Genomic DNA, 16737 nt, shown 5'->3' with positions numbered 1-16737 from the left:
TGTTTTGTGTTGCAGTTAAGAATGCTTATCATTAGTGCGGCGACCTTGAGAACGAGAATCGCTGCCACGCCATGGCCGCGCCGATGGGATGGTTCATTTATGCTGTTCAAGTCACGTCTGCTGGTTGCCGTCAGCGCGGTATCGGTCCTGGGCTTTGCTGCACCGGTTTTTGCACAAACGGCCGGCGATGCTGCGCAAGACGAAGACACTGCCGCAGAGGACCAGCGCGAGATCATCGTGACTGGACGCAGCGAAGGCTATCTGGCGCTCGACATCGTGCGCGCAGCCAAGACGCCGACCCCGCTGGTCGATATTCCTCAGGCAATCTCGGTCTACACGCGCGAGCAGATCGAGGACCAGGCGCTGCAGGACCTGGCCGATGTGCTGCGTTACACCCCCGGCGTCTCGTCGAACCAGGGCGAAGGGCACCGCGACCAGATTTCCATTCGCGGCCAGGACACCACTGCCGACTTCTTTGTCGATGGCGTGCGCGATGACGTGCAATATTACCGCCCGCTCTACAATCTGGAGCGGGTCGAGATCCTCAAGGGATCGAACGCGCTGCTCTTCGGTCGCGGCGGCGGTGGCGGGGTGGTCAACCGCGTCACCAAGACACCGGTGCTGGGCGAAACCTTTTACGGCGGCTCGGCCTCGGTCGACACCTTCGGGGCGTTCGCGCTGACCAGCGACGTCAATGCGGCGCTGGGCGATAGCGCGGGCCTGCGCATCAACACGATGTACGAGGAGTTCGACAACCATCGCGATGCCTTTGGTGGCAACCGCATCGCGATCAACCCGACCATCGGCGCGGCCCTGGGTGAAAAGACCCGGCTGCTCTTCTCCTATGAATTCATCGATGACGACCGGATCGTCGATCGCGGCATTCCGTCGACCACCGGCGGTACCATCGCCAATCCGGCAGGCCCGGTGCGCGGTGTCTACCGCACCTTTTTCGGATCGCCGGAGCTCAACACCACTTCGCTGGAAGCGCATATCCTGCGTGGGCGGCTGGAGCACAGCTTCACCGATACGCTGCGCTTCGACATGACCGTGCAATATGCCGATTATGACAAGGCCTATACCAACCTGTTCGCAGCAGCGAGCAATCTGGCCGCCGGCCGCGTCACGCTCGATTCCTATCGCGATACGACCCAGCGCGAGAATTTTTTCGTGCAAGGCAATCTGGTGTGGACCGGCCAGACCGGACCGCTCAGCCACACGCTGCTGGCCGGGTTCGAATATGGCGACCAGCAATCGGCCAACGCGCGGCAGAATGGCCGCTTTGCCACTAGCGGCACCAATGTTGCGACCTTTGCCTTTACCGACCCGCTGGTCATCCCTGCGATCACCTTCCCGGTGAACAACCGCAACACCCGTTCGCAGGTCAATTTCACCTCGGTCTATCTGCAGGACCAGATCGGCATCGGCGACCATTTCGACATCGTGCTCGGCGCGCGCCACGACCGGTTCGAGATCGATGTGAACGACATCCAGGCCGGACGGCTGCTTGCGCGCACCGATACCGAATGGTCGCCGCGCCTGGGGCTGATCTTCAAGCCGATGGAGCAGATGTCGTTCTACGCCAGCTACACCAAGACGTTCCTGCCGCGCTCGGGCGACCAGTTCCTGTCGCTCACCCCCGCCCAGGCGACGCTGGCACCTGAATCGTTCGACAATTACGAGATCGGCGCGAAATGGGACATTGCCGACAATCTGCGCGTATCGGCAGCGATCTTCCAGCTCGATCGCGAGAACGGCGTGGTGGTCGATCCCGCCAACCCCGCCAATTCGATCCTCACCGGCAGCCGCACACGCGGGTTCGAGGCGCAGTTTACCGGCCAGATCCTGCCCGGCTGGCAGGTCAATGCAGGCTATAGCTATCTCGACGCCGACGAACGCGGCCGCGTGGTCGCAGGCGCTCTCGCCAACCGCGCGATCGGCCAGGTGCCGCGCCATATGGCGAGCCTGTGGAACCGCTATGACGTGAACGAGCGCCTCGGCTTTGGTCTGGGCGTCACGCACCAGGCAAGCCAGTTCGCCAGCATATCGAACACCGTGCGGTTGCCCGCCTTCACCCGCGTCGATGCCGCTCTGTTCTTCAAGCTGACGGACCAGATCGAGGCGCAGGTCAATGTCGAGAACCTGTTCGACACCCGCTATTTCCCGGCCTCGCACAACGACAACAACATCACCACGGGCGAACCGATCAACGCCCGCTTCACGGTCCGCGCGCGCTTCTGACGCGCGCGGCCGTTGGCGCTGGTGCGGATCAGTGCGCCAGCAAAAGCGGGATGTTCGAGTCCTTGAGGAAATAGCGCGTCACCCCGCCGAGCAGCACCTCGCGCAGCCGGCTGTGGCCGAACGCGCCCATGACCAGCATGTCCGCGCCGATCTCGCCCGCAACATTCTCGATGATCTCCTCGATCGACATCAGCCCGCGTTCGCGTTCGATCAGTTCGCTGTGCACGCCGTGGCGTGAGAGATATTCGCATGCTTCGGTCGACGGGAAACCGCCTGCCTTTTTGGGTTCGACCACCGTCACCAGATGCACCGATCCTGCAGACTTGAGCAGCGGCAGCGCCTGGCGCACCGCATTGGCCGCCTCGTGGCTGCCATCCCAGGCGATCAGGATCTTGCCGCCGGTATAGAGCGACTTGTGCGTCGTCGGCACCGCCAGCACCGGGCAGAGCGTTTCCACCGCGACATCGGCAATCGACAGCAGCGGGTGGGGCCGCACATTGCGCTCGGCATTGTCGAGCGACAGCACGATCACATCGGCAAGCCGCGAGGCGCTGATCACCGCCTGGGTGACGTCGCCGTCATAGGCGGTCCAGTCCCAGGGCAGCCCTTCGATGCCCATCTGCGCTTCGACGATTGCACGCAACTTGTCCTCGTCCACGCGCAGCTGTTCCAGAATGGCGCTGGGCACATAGCTGCCGCCCATCGGGTCCATCACGATGAAGCCGGACAAGGGCGTCGCCTGCAGAAAGGTGATATGCCCCCCCTGGCTGCGAGCAAGGTCCAGCGCCACCTGCAATCGGGATTCAAAGGCCTTGCCGCCATCGGCGTAAACCAGAATGGATTTCATCACACGCTCTCCTCTTTTGGTGCGTGCACCTTGCGCCTTAACCCGGCCAAGCGCATTGATTCATATCAACCGGGCGCTGGAAAAAGCGCAGGCTTGCCGCTAGGGCAGGGCAGGGTGCGCGAATCACGGAATCCTGCCGCTTTGCCGCCGTTCCTGACCCTTTTGACTGGGAGACATCCGTCATGCAGAAAATCTATCCCGATGCCGCATCCGCTCTGGAAGGTCTGCTGTTCGACGGGATGCAGATCTGCGCCGGCGGTTTCGGGCTGTGCGGTATTCCCGAACGCCTGATCGATGCGATCCGCGACTCGGGTGTCAAGGACCTGACCATCGCCTCGAACAACGCCGGGATCGACGGCGAGGGCCTCGGCAAGCTGCTGCGCACGCGCCAGGTGAAGAAGATGATCTCCAGCTATGTCGGCGAGAACAAGGAGTTCGAGCGGCAGTATCTGGCAGGTGAGCTCGAAGTGGAATTCTGCCCCCAGGGCACGCTTGCCGAACGCTGCCGCTCTGGCGGCGCGGGCATTCCGGGCTTCTACACCAAGACCGGTGTCGGCACCCAGGTTGCCGAGGGCAAGGAGCACAAGGATTTCGACGGCCAGACCTATATCCTGGAGCGCGGCATCTATGCCGATCTGTGCATCATCAAGGGCTGGAAGGCCGACAAGTCGGGCAACCTGATCTTCCGCAAGACCGCGCGCAACTTCAACCAGCCGATGGCGACTGCGGGCAAGATCTGCGTTGCCGAGGTCGAGGAGATTGTCGAGACCGGCAGCCTCGATCCGGACGCCATCCACCTGCCCGGCATCTATGTGAAGCGCCTGATCTGCGGCGCACCCTATGACAAGAAGATCGAATTCCGCACCGTCCGCGAACGGGCCGACGCGTGATGAATGCGACCCCTTTCCCCTCCCGCAGGCGGGAGGGGTGGCCGCAGGCCGGGGTGGGGATGTGCCAACCTTTGTGCTCCCAGCCCACCCTGGTTCAGCAAGCTGAACCTGCCCCTCCCGCAAGCGGGAGGGGAAAGCTCGTCGCAGCGGTCGCTGCCTTGGCACTTACGGCGTGCACCACGACCATTATCGAAGCGCCTGCCGCTCCGGCAGCGCCTGCCGCTGCCACGGTACCAGCCGTCCCGATGGGCCAGCAATGGCTCTACGGTTCGGCCGAAGGTGCGATCTCGGTGCGGCAGACCTATGGCGCGCTGACGGCTTATGCGCTCGCAAAGGCCAAGGCGCGGCCCGCCGACAGCGTGATCATCGACGAGACGACCGGCAAGCCATTCGCCTGCGGCAACAAGCCGCTTGCGGCCGTGTTCGATGCCGATGAAACGCTGATCTGGAATATCGGCCCGATGCGCTGGTTCGCGCTGACCGGCAAGGAATTCGACGCCAAGACCTGGGAGCAGTGGGAACGCACCGGCATCGGCAAGGCCGTGGCCATGCCCGGCGCGCTCGATGCGATGCAGGCGCTGCGGGCAGCGGGCATCACGCCGATTGCCAACACCAACCGCTCCTCCGCCAATGCCAAGGGCAGCGAACAGACGCTCGCCGCTGCGGGCCTGGGCGATTTCAGGCATGGCGAGACCTTGTTCCTGATGGGCGACGATGCGACCGGATCGAGCAAGGATCAGCGCCGCGCCACCATCGCCGCGCGCTGGTGCGTCATTGCCATGGCCGGCGACCAGCTCGGCGATTTCCGCAACGGCTTCAACAAGCCCGAGCTGCCGCCGCTGCAGCGCCGCGCGCTGGCCACCGCCGCACCTTATGACCGGCTGTGGGGCAATGGCTGGTTCCTGTTCGCCAACCCGGTCTACGGCCCATCCATCCGCGGCGGCTTTGACGACATCTTCCCGCCCGAAACGCACTGGCAGCCGCAGCCGTGATCCGGAACGGGCGGGGCAATCGCTGGCTCGTGATCGGCGGCTGCCTCAGCCTGTGCGCAGCTGTGCTGCACCTGGCCGTCATTGCAGGTGGGCCCGACTGGTACCGCTTTTTCGGCGCGGGCGAGGACATGGCACGCATGGCGGAGCGCGGACTGTGGCAGCCTGCGCTGCTCACTGTCGGGATTGCCGTCGTCCTTGCGATCTGGGCCTGGTACGCCTTTGCCGGGGCAGGGCGCCTGCCGAAACTGCCGCTGATGCGCACCGCCCTGGTGCTGATCAGCGCGATCTATCTGGCGCGGGGGCTGTTGATCATTCCGATCCTCATCGAACCGCCCGCGCGTACCCCCTTTAACATCTGGTCCTCGCTCATCGTGCTGGTCTACGGCCTTGTCTATGCCGTCGGTACCTGGGCGGCATGGCCAGCTCTTTCAAAGAAGGAAGCATTGTAATGCCCCAGGAAACCAAAGGCTGGACCCGTGACGACATGGCGGCGCGCGCCGCGAAGGAACTCAAGGACGGCTATTACGTCAATCTCGGCATCGGCATCCCGACGCTGGTCGCCAACCATGTGCCCGAAGGCATCGAGGTGACGCTGCAGTCGGAAAACGGCATGCTCGGCATCGGCCCGTTCCCGTTCGATGGCGACGAGGACGCCGATCTGATCAACGCGGGCAAGCAGACGATCAGCGAGCTTGCCTCGTCGAGCTATTTCAGCTCGTCCGACAGCTTCGCGATGATCCGCGGCGGGCATATCGACTTGACCGTGCTGGGCGCGATGGAAATCGCGGAGAATGGCGACATCGCCAACTGGATGATCCCGGGCAAGATGATCAAGGGCATGGGCGGCGCGATGGATCTGGTCGCGGGCGTCAAGAAGATCATCGTGGTGATGGAGCACACCTCAAAGAACGACGACCCCAAGTTCATCCCTTCGTGCACGCTGCCGCTGACCGGCAAGAACGTGGTCGACATGATCATCACCGATCTGGCGGTGTTCCAGCGCCCCGACCATGACAGCCCGTTCAAGCTGATCGAACTGGCGCCCGGTGTCACGGCGGACGAGGTCGCGGCCAAGACCACCGCCCATTACGTCAGCTGAACCGGGCCATGAAGCGTTCGACCAAGCTGGGCATGGCGGCCTTTGCCGCGCTGCTGGGCGGGTTCGGCCTCTATGCCGCGACCACATCGCCGCCGCTGTTGCTGAGCCAGCTCGATGCGGCGATGGGGGGCGGCAAGGGGGCCAGGCTGGTCGCCGAGGCGGTGCGCTTCGGCAGCCATGGCCAGACGCTCGACGTGTGGCGCGCCGAAGGTGCCTCGGCCGGTGACAAGCGCCCGGTGCTGATCTTCTGGCATGGCGGCGGCTGGGTAAAGGGTGCGCGTCAGGATTATGCCTTTGCCGGGCGTGCGCTGGCCCGCGAAGGGTTCGTCGTCGTCATCCCCGATTACCGCAAGGTGCCCGAAGTGCACTTCCCGGCCTTTGTCCAGGATGGCGCGCAAGCCGTCGCCTGGGTGCGCGACAATATCGACCGCTTTGGCGGCGATCCGCAGCGCATCGCGTTTTCGGGCCATTCGGCGGGCGCGCATACCGCCGTGCTACTGGCGCTCGATCCGCGCTGGCTGAAGGCGGCGGATGTCGATCCCGGCATCGTCAAGGCGGTGGTGGGCCTCAGCGGACCCTATGATTTCTACCCGTTCACCACCAAGCGTTCGATCGACGCGATGGGCCAATATGCTGATCCCAAGGTCACCCAGCCGATCGACCAGGCCCGCGCCGATGCGCCGCCGATGCTGCTGGTGACGAGCACCAGGGACGAGACCGTTCGTCCGCGCAACGCGATCAACCTGTCCCGGCGGCTGACGGCGCTCGGCGCACCGGCTGAGCTGATCAACTATCGCGGGCTGGACCATGAAGAGGTGGTGATGGCGCTGTCGGTTCCGTTCCGCAGCAAGGGGCCGGTGCTCGCCGACAGCACCGCGTTCCTCAACCGGCATCTGGGCAAGACGGGGGTACAAGATTGATGGGCTATGCGCTTTTCACCGCCAACCGCAATTATTCGAGCTGGTCGCTGCGCCCCTGGCTGCTGATGCGTGCGTTGGAAATCCCGTTCGACGACCGGCTGGTGCCCTTTGCCGGGCCCGACAATTCGGAGGAATTCCGCAGCTTCGCGCCCAATGGCAAGGTGCCGTGCCTGCACGATGGCGATATCGTCGTCTGGGATTCGCTGGCGATCGTCGAATATCTGGCGGAGCGGCATGATGGCGTGTGGCCGGCCGATCCGGTCGCGCGCGCCTGGGCGCGGTGCGCGGCGGCAGAGATGCATTCGGGCTTTTCGCCCTTGCGCAACATCTGCCCGATGAGCGTCGGTGTGTGCGCGGAACTGATCGCGGTGCCGCCCGCGCTGCAGAACGATATCGACCGCATCGGCGCGCTGTTCGCGCAAGGGCTCGACCGGTTCGGCGGCCCCTGGCTGGCGGGCGAGCGCTTCACCGCAGTCGACGCGTTCTTCGCCCCCGTCGCCTATCGCGTGCGCAGCTTTGGCCTGGCCATTGGCGAGAAGGGCCAGGCCTGGGTCGACCGGATGCTCGCCCATCCGGCAATGCTCGACTGGGAGGCCGCAGCGCTTGCCGAAACCTGGCGCGATCCCGCGCATGAGGACGAGATCGCCGGGGTTGCCACGATCACGGCCGACTATCGCGCCTGATACCGCCCGGTCAGCGCGGTGCGCGGCGACCGTTCCAGACATTGCCTTCGAGATATTCATAGTCGCAATAGGACCAGGTGCCGGTCCATCCGGTCCCGGCGCTGTTCAACTCGAAGCGGATGCGTCCCCAGTGGCGGCTGCCCATCCGTGGTGTGTCGCAGGTATAATCCGATATGGACTCGATCCAATAGCCCTGCAGGACCTTGCCATCGAAGGTGCCCGTGATCCGGCCGTCATCGGTGTCATAGGATCCCGTGATCTCGCCCTGCCGGTCGAGCAACGTCAGGGTGCCAAAATCGCTGGTCCATGTGCCGGTCAGCGGGCCGGGAGTTTGCGCGGCAGCGGCAAGGGCGGGCAAGCTCAGCAAAGCGAGCGCAGCAAGTGTGTTGCGGGCGAAGGTCATGAGGGGGCTCTCCTGCTCGATCAAGGTTTTGCGATAGGTTTGCGCGCCTTCTACCAGCCATCGGCGGCAGGCTTGTGACCACAGCCACACCGGGAGTGCTCTGGCTCCCGAACGGAGGGACAGACGCCAAGAGCCGATGATCCGGACCGGGTGGGCGACTAACCGAATCGCGCCTCACTTGTGCTTAAGCATTTTACAGGGCATTACGTGCATATTGGCTGAAATGCAGGCGATAAGGCATTGCAGCCGGGGCGCAATTTACCATTCGGAGACAGCATGAAGCACTGGCTGCGTAGTCCGTTATTCTGGACCGCGGGCGGCATTGCCGCAGGAGCCTTGCTCATTGGCATGAGCGTGTCGCGCGGGGGCGGTGTCGTCACTGGTACGCCGGCGATCGCGGCCCAGGCCAGCACGGCGCTGATCGACGATGCCAATCTGCCGCTGACGCCCGACCGCTGGCAGGGCAAGGTCGATTATGCCGCGCTCGATGCCCGTATCACCAGGCTGATGCGTGATCCTGAAATGGTCGGGCTGGCTGTCGCCGCAGTCGAGAACGGACGGCTGACCTTTGTGAACGGCTATGGCTTTGCCGATCGCGAGGCTGGCATGCCAGTGACGCCGCAAACCGTGTTCCGCTGGGCCTCGGTGTCCAAGGGCGTGGCGGGGACGCTGGCCTATCAGCTCGCGCAGCAGGGCAAGCTCAGCCTGTCGGCGCCGCTCTCTTCTTTCAACACCACGCTGAAGCTTGCGGGCGGCGCGGAAACCCGGCTGGCGATCCCCGATCTGCTCGCGCACCGGCTGGGCCTGGCGCGCAACGCCTATGACGGCAAGCTGGAATCGGGCGACCCTGCGCCCATGCTGCGCAACATGCTCTCCACCGTCCCGCAGCAGTGCATGCCGGGCGATTGCCACAGCTATCAGAATGTTGCCTATGATGCGTTCAGCGAGATCGTCGCCAACGCGACCCGGACGCCGTACGACAAGGCGGCAGAGCAGATGCTGTTCGGCCCGCTGGGGATGAAGAGCGCAGGGCTGGGGATGGCCAACCTCACCGGCGCGGCCAACTGGGCGCGGCCCTATCGCCACCGTCATGTCCAGACGCTGTCCGATGCCTATTTTCGTGTGCCCGCTGCGGCAGGGGTCAGCTCGAACATTGTCGATCTGGCGCGCTGGATGCAGGCGCAGATGGGCCAGGCGCCCCAGGTGATCACGCCCGGCGTGCTGGCTGAGATCCACCGCCCGCGCGTTGCTACCTACAAGGGTGGTCGCAGCGGACCCGAAGCGCTGATCATCAGCCATGGCTATGGCCAGGGCTGGCGCAGCCATATCTATGACGGCCATTGGCTGGTCGGCCATGGCGGCGCGGTGAACGGCTATCGCGCGGTGCTGTGGTTCGATCCGGAGCTGCGCACCGGCATCGTCATGCTGTGGAACAGCGGTTCGACCCGGCCCTTCCGCCTGCCTTACGAATTTTTCGACCAGATCTATGGCCGTCCGTTCAGCGACTGGACCGAGATGGACAACGACCCCGCGCTGAACGGCCCGGCGAGCCTGCCGGACACCGGCGCACCGGAGACGATGACCTCGGCCGATTGACCGCAGCTATTCCATAAACAGAACAGAAATGGAGAGACCTTCAATGAGCATCGTGCTGCATCACCTGGAATATTCGCGGTCCACCCGGGTCATCTGGCTGCTGGAGGAAATGGGCACGCCATACGAGATGGTGCGGCACCAGCGCGATCCGCAGACCTTCCGCGCGCCGCCTGCGCTGGGCGAGGTGCATCCGCTGGCCAAGGCCCCGACGGTGGTCGTCGATGGCCATGTGATGGTCGAATCGGGTGCGATCATCGAATATCTGATCGAGCGTTTCGGCAGCGAGACGCTGGCACCGTCCAATGCCAAGGACCGTCCGGCCTATCTCGAATGGCTGCATTTTGCCGAAGGCACCATGTCGAGCCCGATTATCTTCACCGCGCTGGGTCCGCGCTTCGGCGGCCTGGGCCCGATGCTCGGCGGCTTCATGGGCGCGGAAGTGACCAAGCTGCTCGACCATGTCGAACGCGCGGTGACCGGCCATGACTATCTCGTTGGCGATCGGCTAAGCGGCGCGGACATCAACATGGCCTATCTGCTCGAGGTCGCAACGGCGAGCAAGCAGATTGGCGATCGGCCCAATCTGATCGCCTATCTCGACCGCCTGCGCGATCGCCCGGCGTACAAGAAGTCGATCGAGCTTGGCGGCCCGATGATCTTTGCCGCGATCAGCGCCTGACCGCGCGCCCGGTCAGGCGAGCGCCAGACCGGGCAGCCAGTCCGTCCAGAGCGCCAGCTTTTCGGCGTGGATCTGTTCGGCCTGTTCGGGCTGGACCGGCACCAGCAGCATCGTCGCATTGGGCGCGAGCTGGCCGATCAGGTGCCGGTCGGCGCGAACGACCTGGCCGATGCGCGGATAGCCGCCGGTGGTCTGGCCTTCGCAGCCGATCAGATAGGGCATCCCGTCGGGCGGGCACTGGATGATTCCGGGGAAGACCGCGCCGCTGCGGATCGGTGCGGCAGAGTTGAGGTCGATCGCGGTCCCCTGCAATTTCAGGCCCATGCGGCTCGATCTGGAGGAAACGCGCCAGCGTTTGCGCGCCAAGGCCGCCATCCCCAGCGCCAGCCGCTCGCTTTCCGGCCCGGCAACGATGCGCAGCACGAAGCCATGGCCGAAAAACGGCTGCAACTCGGGAGGGGTGACGAGCGATGGAGAATCCGCACCGCCGCTGCCGAGCGCGATGACATCGCCATCGGCCAGCGCGCGACCGTCCAGCCCGCCAAAGCCCGCCCCGATCAGCGTCGAGCGTGTGCCCAGCAATTCGGGGACATCGATCTGCGCCGACAGCGCAAGGTACACGCGGCATCCCGCCCAGACGCGCCCGATGCTGAGCGTGTCGCCCGCCTTCAGGTGCAGCGTGTGGTGCGGTTCGGCCTCATCGCCGTTGATCTGGATCTGGCACGGTGCCCCGGTGACTGCGACGCTCAGCGCCCGCTCCGCGCGGAACTCCGCCGGACCCAGCGTGATTTCAATTCCGGCTGCATCGAGCGGCTGGCCGACCAGCCGGTTGGCGAGCGCCAGGCTCAGCGTATCGGCCGCGCCGCCCGACGGCACCGCCAGCTTGCGCAAGGATCGGAAGGGGCCGGCCTGGATGCTCGACTGCAGCCCGGCCTTGAGGACGGTAAGGCTCATGCGCTGCCTCCCGTCCGTGCCGCGAGATCGTCGGCGCTGATCCGCGCGAAGCGCACCTTCTGCCCGGCCTGAAGCAAGGCGGGGGATGCGGCATGCGGATCGAACAGGGTTTCGGCAATGCGGCCGATGATCGGCCAGCCACCGGGCCCGGCATGCGGATAGAGCCCGCAAATCTGGCCGAGCAACCCGACCGACCCACCCTCGACCCGCGCACGCGGATCGGAAAGGCGGGGGATGTCAGGGATGCGCGCGTCGCAGGTCAGGTACGCAAAGCCCGGCTGGAAACCCAGCATGGCAACGCTCCAGTCCTGCGCGGCATGCCATTGCGGCAGCGCATCGGTGGCCATGCCGAGCAGTTCGGCGACAATGTCCGCATCATGCGCCCAGGGCGCTTCGTAGCAGATGTGCAGCGTCGCCAACGGCGCGGATGCGATGTCGGGCGCTGTGGCATCGCCGTCGGTCAGGGCCCGGGCGAGCGCCTGTGCTGCCTCGATTCCGCGCTCGGCCGGGTTCCAGCCCAGCGACAGGCTGTCCAGCCCAGGCACGATATCGTCCCAGCCTTGCGCTTCTGCTGCCGTGGCCAAGGCCGCTACGCGTTCGGGCGGCAGACCTCGAATCATCAACCAGTCGTCAGCGCAATAGATCGGCTGGGTCATCGGGCAGCTCTCCAGGGGCCTTTATCGTTATCCCCAAGAGTGCCATCTCGTCTGCTATCCGCAAAGCGGTTTGTTCCGCGCCCGGACTGTCGGAATGGATGCACAGGCTTTGCGCCTCAACCGCGATCAGGCTGCCGTCACTGGCGGTTAGCGGCTGGCCGGTGGCGATCGCGACGGCTTGTGCGGCGCGATCGGCGTCGCTGGCGATCAGCGCGCCAGGCTGGCTGCGCGGGATCAGCCGCCGCGCAGGCGTATAGCCCCGGTCGACAAAGCCCTCGGCGATGAAGCGGGCGCCGGCCGCCTGTGCGGCGTGCGCGCTGGCCGAATGCGCCAGCCCTACCTGTGCGAGATGCGGAAAGGCCTGGTACAGCGCGGTCGCCACCGCCAGCGCCATGTCGGGCCGGTTGGCGAGGTCGTTGTACAGCATGCCGTGCGGCTTGATATGGGTGAGCGCAATGCCTTCGCGCGCAGCCACGGCGTCCAGCGCGCGCACCTGATCCAGCAGCGAATTGATCAGCTCGGGCAGCGGCATGGCAAGCGATACCCGCCCGAACCCTGCGCGATCAGGATAGCTGGGATGCGCACCTGGCGCGACGCCGGCGGCGCTTGCCGCGCGCAGCATCGTCGTCATGCTCGCCTCGTCCCCGGCATGGCCGCCACAGGCGATATTACAGCTGGATAGGACCTGCATCAGCGCGATGTCGCGCGGCTGCTGGTCGGGCTCTTCGCCCAGATCGGCATTGAGATCGATCGATCGGGTCACGGCCAGATGCCGATCGACCGCAGGATCAGCCGCATGCCAAGGCCAGCGCACATCAGCACCACGACGACACCTGCCGCATTGGCGACCGGGCCATTGGCAAAGCTGCCCAGGCTCGCCCGGCGCGAGGCGACCCAGAGCAGAAACGCGGCGAGGATCGGCAGCAAGAGGCCATTGGCGGACTGGGCGATCAGGATGAGTTCGACCGGGTTCACCGCGAACACGGCAAACAGCGTGCCGATGATCACCACCGCGAGCGCGGTACCCTTGAAGATGCGCGCACGCCTGGCCGGATCGCCCGCGCCGCCCATCATCTCGGCGAGCACATAGCCGGTCGCCACCGGCGCGGTCAGTGCCGAGCTGAATCCCGCACCGATCAGGCCCGAGGCAAAGACGATGCGTGCGGGCAGCCCGAACAGGCTCTCCAGCCGCAGCGCGGTGTCATCGAGCGGCCCCGCGCCGCTCGCCGCCATCGCCGCCGTCGCCGCGCCCATGATGACGATCGCCATGGAGAGCAGTCCGCCCAGCGTCACCGAAATGGCCGTATCAAGATTTGATGCCGCCAGCCCTTCGTTGTCGGCGCTGAACTTGCCGCGCACCGATGCTGCATGCAGGAACAGGTTATACGGCACCACCGTGGTGCCGATGAGCGCAATCGCGGTGAACAGGCTGTCGCTGGGCAGGCTGGGGACAAGGCCGCGCGCGGCGGCCGCCCAGTCGACCTCGATCACCGCCAGCCCCCCGATAAACGCGAGCGACATCGCCAGCACCAGCGCGATCAGCAGCTTTTCCAGCCAGGCGGGCTTGCCGATGATCACCAGCGCGGCCGCCACCGTCCCTATGGCCAGCGCGAGCAGGGCAGGGGACACCCCGGTTACGCCCAGCAGCTTCAGGCCCGCCGCCGTTCCGCTGACATTGCCCGCCTGATAGGCCGAATTGCCGATGGCCAGCGATGCAAAGATCAGCGCCGCCATCGCCCAGCGCAGCGCCGGGTTGGCCGCCGCCGCAAGGATCGCCTCGGCCAGCCCCTGCCCGGTCACGATGGCGACGCGCGCCGCCATGTTCTGCAGCAGGATGGTGGCGATGGTTGCAAAGACCAGCGCCCAAAGCAGCGCATAGCCAAAGCCGATCCCGGCGCTGGCGCACGCGGTGACGGTGCCGGGGCCGATAAAGGCCGCAGTCACCAGCATCGCGGGCCCAGGGCGATAGGCGGTGAGCCTCACCAGCCCCAGGGCCTCTCGCGATACCATTTGGTGATGATGTACTTCGTGCCTTCGCGCACCTTCATGCCATGGTGGATGGTCGCCGGGTTCACGCTGCCATCGGGGCGGCGGTTGTTCCAGGCGAGCAGCTTGCCGGCTTCGGGCTGGATCGACTTGCCGATCGTCTTGAACCGCGTCGCGCCCCCGGCTTCCGGCTCGTTCAGATAGAGCATGAAGGTCCAGGTGCGCTGCCCGGCCACGCTGGTAAAGCGCGCGAAATCCTCGCCGCCGGGCTCGAAATAGTCGGTATGCGCCTTGAATTCCTGGCCCACGGCATAGCGCTGGCCCTGCATCGTCTCGCCATACTGCAGATCGATGCCCGAAAGCGCGCTCAGCCGCTGGTCGAGCGCGATGACATCGGGATCGTCGGCGCGCATGTCGCAGGTTTCAGAGGTGCGGAAATAGCTGTCGCCATTGGGGTCGGCGATGGTCGATGGCCGTCGGTCGGCATCGATCTTGGCGATGAACCGCGCGCATTCCTCTGCTGACAGGAAATTGCGCAGGATGAAAAGCTCCATCCGCGGGGTCGGCACCTTCTGGACGCCCGGCACCTTGATCAGCGCGGCTGTGTCGCACTGGTTGCTGCCAGGCTCGATCATGCTCTCGCTGTCGCTCATCGTTCCCATCCGCGCTGCGGCCTAGCCCTGCAATGCGAATAGCCACCAATCGGGGTGCGTTTCAAGGCGCAAACGGCTGGCGCAGGCCAGCATTGGCGGCTAAATGGCAGCCCATGCCGCGCCGCGCCCGCCACCCCCGCCAAGACATGGGTTTCAGCCTGCTGGAAATGCTGGTGGCGCTAGCCGTATTCTCGATCGCGGCGCTGGCGCTGATCAAGCTGCAGGGGGCCAGCCTGATGCAGACGGCGGAACTCGACAGTCGGCTCTACAGCGAGATCACGGTGCGCAATCTGGCGGTCGAGGCGCTGACCGACCCCAACCCGCCCGCGCTGGGCGACACGCAAGGTGCCGCCACCAATGCCGGGCGCAATTTCACCTGGCGGCGCACCACCACCGCGCTGGAGGGCGGCGAACTGCTCAAGGTCGATCTGGCGGTGAAACAGGGTGCCGGGCCTGAGGTGACGCTCATCGTGCTGAGACCGGTGTCGTGATGGACGCGCAGAACAGGGGCGGGCGCAGGGCCGCCGGCTTCACCCTGGTCGAAATGTTGGTCGCCCTGTTCATCTTCGGGATGATCGCCACCGCATCGGTCGTTCTGTTACGCCAGAGCGTCGAGGCCGAGGCGCGCAGCGCGGTGCGGCTGGAGGAGATGGGCGATCTGCGCCGTTTCTCGGCGATCATGGCGCAGGACATGACGCTGATGCTGCCGCGTCCGTCGCGCGATGCACTGGGGGGCGACCGGGTGGCGCTGATGACTGGCGATGGTCTGCTGCTCGGCTTTTCGCGCCAGATACCGCAGATCGATCCGCAGCCTGGCAGTTCCAGCCTGCAGCGGATCGAATGGGCGCTGGAGGGCGGGCAACTGACCCGCGCGGTCGCCGCCAAGGCCGATGGTGCAAAGACCGGCGCGCCAGTGGCAATCCTGGAGGGGGTGGAAAGCGCCACGCTCCGCTTTCGTGACAAGCAGGGCGTCTGGCAGACCGATTGGCGACCGCAGCGTACCGACGAGCTGCCGATCGCCATCGAACTGACCCTGGCTCAGCGGGACAACCCGTCCCAGGCGCTGACGCTGGAGTTTCTGGTCGCAGGTGGCGGCGGATGAGCGGGCGTCGCGTTCCCCGGCCTTCGGAGCGCGGCATCGCGCTGCTCAGCGTCCTGTTGCTGGTCGCGGTGATGGCCATCGTCACCACCCTGATCCTCGACCGCGTCAATCTGGCAGTGCGCCTGGCCGCCAATGCCGGTGCAGCCGACAGGGCGCGTTTTGCCGCGCTGGGCGCGGAGCGCTATGCCGCGCGCGAGATCAAGCGCCAGCTCGATCTGAGTCCTGCGCGCACGGTCAATGTCGGCGGCTGGATCGGCAAGCCCAATGTGCTGCCGATCGACGATGGCTCTGGCGCTGTGGTGACCGCGACCGTCAACGATGGCGGCAACTGCTTCAACCTCAATTCGGTAGTGGAAGGCCAGCCGGGCGATTTTGCCGCGCGGCCGTTGGGCATCGGCCAGTTTGCCGGGTTGATGCAGGCGCTGGGGATCGGGTCGGACGAGGCAAGCGGGCTGGCCGATGCGCTGGCCGACTGGATCGATAGCGACCAGGTCGCCCTGCCTGCCGGGGCTGAGGATCAGTTCTACCAGCAGCTCGACCAGCCCTATCGCACCGCCGGGCGGCTGCTGGGCGACAAGGGCGAGGTGCAGGCGCTGCGCGGGATGACGCCGCAAATCTATGCGCGGCTTGAGCCGTGGATCTGCGCGCTGCCCGATGCGATCCTGTCGCCGATCAACGTCAACACGCTGCTGCCCGAACAGGCTCCGCTGATCATGATGCTTGCGCCGGGCAAGATCCCGCTCGACCGTGCGCGCGGCCTGATCGCGCAGCGCCCGGCCTTGGGCTATGCGCGGATCGCCGATTTCTGGCGGCCGCTGGCGCTGCAATCGCAGACCTTCGGCCCCGAGATCGAATCGCAGCCGCAGATCGTCACGCGCTGGTTCGAACTCGATCTGGTGATCGAGCAGGGCGAGAGTCGCTGGCGGCAGACCAGCCTGCTCGATGCGCAATTGACACCCGCACGCGTGATCAGCCGCCGCATTGGCGAGCCTTGACAATGTCTGGCTAATTTAATTTCGCAGGACCGCTTTTTTGC

General features: G+C 65.5%; 19 protein-coding genes. 12 read left to right on the top strand and 7 right to left on the bottom strand.

The window, feature by feature from the left end:
- The first annotated feature begins 99 nt into the window (after nucleotides 1-99).
- Nucleotides 100-2241, top strand: a complete 2142-nt coding sequence (locus OU999_10180; protein ID WAC22131.1) for a TonB-dependent siderophore receptor — start codon at nucleotides 100-102, stop codon at nucleotides 2239-2241.
- Nucleotides 2242-2269: 28 nt separating this feature from the next.
- Here the strand turns inward: OU999_10180 and OU999_10175 are convergent, their stop codons facing one another.
- Complete coding sequence (locus tag OU999_10175) at nucleotides 2270-3088, bottom strand: universal stress protein (GenBank protein WAC22130.1); 819 nt, start codon at nucleotides 3086-3088, stop codon at nucleotides 2270-2272.
- Nucleotides 3089-3270: 182 nt separating this feature from the next.
- Here OU999_10175 and OU999_10170 point away from each other — a divergent pair, with 182 nt between their 5' ends.
- The 6 genes from OU999_10170 (at nucleotide 3271) to OU999_10145 (ending at nucleotide 7672) form a co-directional block, all read left to right on the top strand.
- Nucleotides 3271-3978, top strand: a complete 708-nt coding sequence (locus OU999_10170; protein ID WAC22129.1) for a CoA transferase subunit A — start codon at nucleotides 3271-3273, stop codon at nucleotides 3976-3978.
- Nucleotides 3979-4136: 158 nt separating this feature from the next.
- Complete coding sequence (locus OU999_10165; GenBank protein WAC22128.1) at nucleotides 4137-4970, top strand: acid phosphatase; 834 nt, start codon at nucleotides 4137-4139, stop codon at nucleotides 4968-4970.
- Nucleotides 4967-5419 carry a hypothetical protein gene (locus OU999_10160; protein ID WAC22127.1) on the top strand — a complete coding sequence of 151 codons (453 nt, stop codon included), beginning with the start codon at nucleotides 4967-4969 and terminating at the stop codon, nucleotides 5417-5419. The genes OU999_10165 and OU999_10160 overlap by 4 nt, the downstream gene beginning before the upstream one ends.
- Entirely contained in the window at nucleotides 5419-6069 is a 651-nt protein-coding gene (locus tag OU999_10155; protein WAC22126.1) for a 3-oxoacid CoA-transferase subunit B, read from the top strand. Before OU999_10160 ends, OU999_10155 begins: the two co-directional genes overlap by 1 nt.
- An 8-nt stretch (nucleotides 6070-6077) precedes the next feature.
- Nucleotides 6078-6989: an alpha/beta hydrolase gene (locus tag OU999_10150; protein ID WAC22125.1), complete on the top strand. Its 912-nt coding sequence runs from the start codon at nucleotides 6078-6080 to the stop codon at nucleotides 6987-6989.
- The gene (locus OU999_10145) at nucleotides 6989-7672 is read left to right on the top strand and encodes a glutathione S-transferase family protein (GenBank protein ID WAC22124.1); all 684 of its coding nucleotides are present in this window, start codon (nucleotides 6989-6991) and stop codon (nucleotides 7670-7672) included. Before OU999_10150 ends, OU999_10145 begins: the two co-directional genes overlap by 1 nt.
- Before the next feature lie 10 nt (nucleotides 7673-7682).
- On the opposite strand, the gene OU999_10140 is transcribed toward OU999_10145, so the two are convergent.
- Nucleotides 7683-8075 carry a hypothetical protein gene (locus OU999_10140; protein WAC22123.1) on the bottom strand — a complete coding sequence of 131 codons (393 nt, stop codon included), beginning with the start codon at nucleotides 8073-8075 and terminating at the stop codon, nucleotides 7683-7685.
- Between the two features lie 276 nt (nucleotides 8076-8351).
- Here OU999_10140 and OU999_10135 point away from each other — a divergent pair, with 276 nt between their 5' ends.
- Together OU999_10135 and OU999_10130 are read left to right on the top strand one after the other, a co-directional pair.
- Complete coding sequence (locus OU999_10135; protein WAC22122.1) at nucleotides 8352-9671, top strand: serine hydrolase; 1320 nt, start codon at nucleotides 8352-8354, stop codon at nucleotides 9669-9671.
- Nucleotides 9672-9714: 43 nt separating this feature from the next.
- Nucleotides 9715-10350 (top strand): glutathione S-transferase family protein, encoded by a 636-nt coding sequence (locus OU999_10130; protein WAC22121.1) that lies wholly within the window; start codon nucleotides 9715-9717, stop codon nucleotides 10348-10350.
- Between the two features lie 12 nt (nucleotides 10351-10362).
- Here the strand turns inward: OU999_10130 and OU999_10125 are convergent, their stop codons facing one another.
- Genes OU999_10125 through OU999_10105 form a run of 5 tightly spaced genes read right to left on the bottom strand, consistent with a single transcriptional unit; the run spans nucleotide 10363 to nucleotide 14581 of the window.
- Nucleotides 10363-11304: a hypothetical protein gene (locus OU999_10125; protein WAC22120.1), complete on the bottom strand. Its 942-nt coding sequence runs from the start codon at nucleotides 11302-11304 to the stop codon at nucleotides 10363-10365.
- Nucleotides 11301-11960 (bottom strand): carboxyltransferase domain-containing protein, encoded by a 660-nt coding sequence (locus tag OU999_10120; GenBank protein ID WAC22119.1) that lies wholly within the window; start codon nucleotides 11958-11960, stop codon nucleotides 11301-11303. Before OU999_10120 ends, OU999_10125 begins: the two co-directional genes overlap by 4 nt.
- The gene (gene pxpA / locus OU999_10115) at nucleotides 11935-12723 is read right to left on the bottom strand and encodes a 5-oxoprolinase subunit PxpA (protein ID WAC22118.1); all 789 of its coding nucleotides are present in this window, start codon (nucleotides 12721-12723) and stop codon (nucleotides 11935-11937) included. Before pxpA ends, OU999_10120 begins: the two co-directional genes overlap by 26 nt.
- A complete protein-coding gene (locus tag OU999_10110) occupies nucleotides 12720-13970 on the bottom strand; it encodes a divalent metal cation transporter (protein WAC22117.1) in 1251 nt (416 codons plus the stop codon). The genes pxpA and OU999_10110 overlap by 4 nt, the downstream gene beginning before the upstream one ends.
- On the bottom strand, nucleotides 13940-14581 hold the full coding sequence (locus tag OU999_10105) for a 2OG-Fe(II) oxygenase (protein WAC25405.1): 642 nt from the start codon (nucleotides 14579-14581) through the stop codon (nucleotides 13940-13942). Before OU999_10105 ends, OU999_10110 begins: the two co-directional genes overlap by 31 nt.
- A 131-nt stretch (nucleotides 14582-14712) precedes the next feature.
- Here OU999_10105 and gspI point away from each other — a divergent pair, with 131 nt between their 5' ends.
- From gspI to gspK, 3 genes are read left to right on the top strand one after another with little or no spacing between them, the layout of a single operon-like run.
- Nucleotides 14713-15090, top strand: coding sequence for a type II secretion system minor pseudopilin GspI (gene gspI / locus OU999_10100; protein WAC22116.1), 378 nt, complete (start codon nucleotides 14713-14715; stop codon nucleotides 15088-15090).
- The gene (gspJ, locus tag OU999_10095; GenBank protein WAC25404.1) at nucleotides 15090-15701 is read left to right on the top strand and encodes a type II secretion system minor pseudopilin GspJ; all 612 of its coding nucleotides are present in this window, start codon (nucleotides 15090-15092) and stop codon (nucleotides 15699-15701) included. The genes gspI and gspJ overlap by 1 nt, the downstream gene beginning before the upstream one ends.
- Nucleotides 15698-16696, top strand: coding sequence for a type II secretion system minor pseudopilin GspK (gspK, locus tag OU999_10090; GenBank protein ID WAC22115.1), 999 nt, complete (start codon nucleotides 15698-15700; stop codon nucleotides 16694-16696). Before gspJ ends, gspK begins: the two co-directional genes overlap by 4 nt.
- The last annotated feature ends 41 nt before the right edge of the window (nucleotides 16697-16737 follow it).

It is taken from the genome of Blastomonas sp. SL216, from assembly GCA_026625625.1.
Classification (GTDB): Bacteria; Pseudomonadota; Alphaproteobacteria; order Sphingomonadales; family Sphingomonadaceae; genus Blastomonas.
This window is presented reverse-complemented; position numbering and strand designations above follow the sequence as displayed.

What these genes read in the sequence shown, in the direction of transcription:
- OU999_10180 (WAC22131.1), top strand. Translation starts at nt 100, where the DNA reads ATGCTGTTCAAGTCACGTCTGCTGGTTGCCGTCAGCGCGGTATCGGTC.
- OU999_10175 (WAC22130.1), bottom strand. Translation starts at nt 3,088, where the DNA reads ATGAAATCCATTCTGGTTTACGCCGATGGCGGCAAGGCCTTTGAATCC.
- OU999_10170 (WAC22129.1), top strand. Translation starts at nt 3,271, where the DNA reads ATGCAGAAAATCTATCCCGATGCCGCATCCGCTCTGGAAGGTCTGCTG.
- OU999_10155 (WAC22126.1), top strand. Translation starts at nt 5,419, where the DNA reads ATGCCCCAGGAAACCAAAGGCTGGACCCGTGACGACATGGCGGCGCGC.
- OU999_10150 (WAC22125.1), top strand. Translation starts at nt 6,078, where the DNA reads ATGAAGCGTTCGACCAAGCTGGGCATGGCGGCCTTTGCCGCGCTGCTG.
- OU999_10145 (WAC22124.1), top strand. Translation starts at nt 6,989, where the DNA reads ATGGGCTATGCGCTTTTCACCGCCAACCGCAATTATTCGAGCTGGTCG.
- OU999_10140 (WAC22123.1), bottom strand. Translation starts at nt 8,075, where the DNA reads ATGACCTTCGCCCGCAACACACTTGCTGCGCTCGCTTTGCTGAGCTTG.
- OU999_10135 (WAC22122.1), top strand. Translation starts at nt 8,352, where the DNA reads ATGAAGCACTGGCTGCGTAGTCCGTTATTCTGGACCGCGGGCGGCATT.
- OU999_10130 (WAC22121.1), top strand. Translation starts at nt 9,715, where the DNA reads ATGAGCATCGTGCTGCATCACCTGGAATATTCGCGGTCCACCCGGGTC.
- OU999_10125 (WAC22120.1), bottom strand. Translation starts at nt 11,304, where the DNA reads ATGAGCCTTACCGTCCTCAAGGCCGGGCTGCAGTCGAGCATCCAGGCC.
- OU999_10120 (WAC22119.1), bottom strand. Translation starts at nt 11,960, where the DNA reads ATGACCCAGCCGATCTATTGCGCTGACGACTGGTTGATGATTCGAGGT.
- OU999_10110 (WAC22117.1), bottom strand. Translation starts at nt 13,970, where the DNA reads ATGGTATCGCGAGAGGCCCTGGGGCTGGTGAGGCTCACCGCCTATCGC.
- OU999_10105 (WAC25405.1), bottom strand. Translation starts at nt 14,581, where the DNA reads ATGATCGAGCCTGGCAGCAACCAGTGCGACACAGCCGCGCTGATCAAG.
- gspI (WAC22116.1), top strand. Translation starts at nt 14,713, where the DNA reads ATGCCGCGCCGCGCCCGCCACCCCCGCCAAGACATGGGTTTCAGCCTG.
- gspJ (WAC25404.1), top strand. Translation starts at nt 15,090, where the DNA reads ATGGACGCGCAGAACAGGGGCGGGCGCAGGGCCGCCGGCTTCACCCTG.
- gspK (WAC22115.1), top strand. Translation starts at nt 15,698, where the DNA reads ATGAGCGGGCGTCGCGTTCCCCGGCCTTCGGAGCGCGGCATCGCGCTG.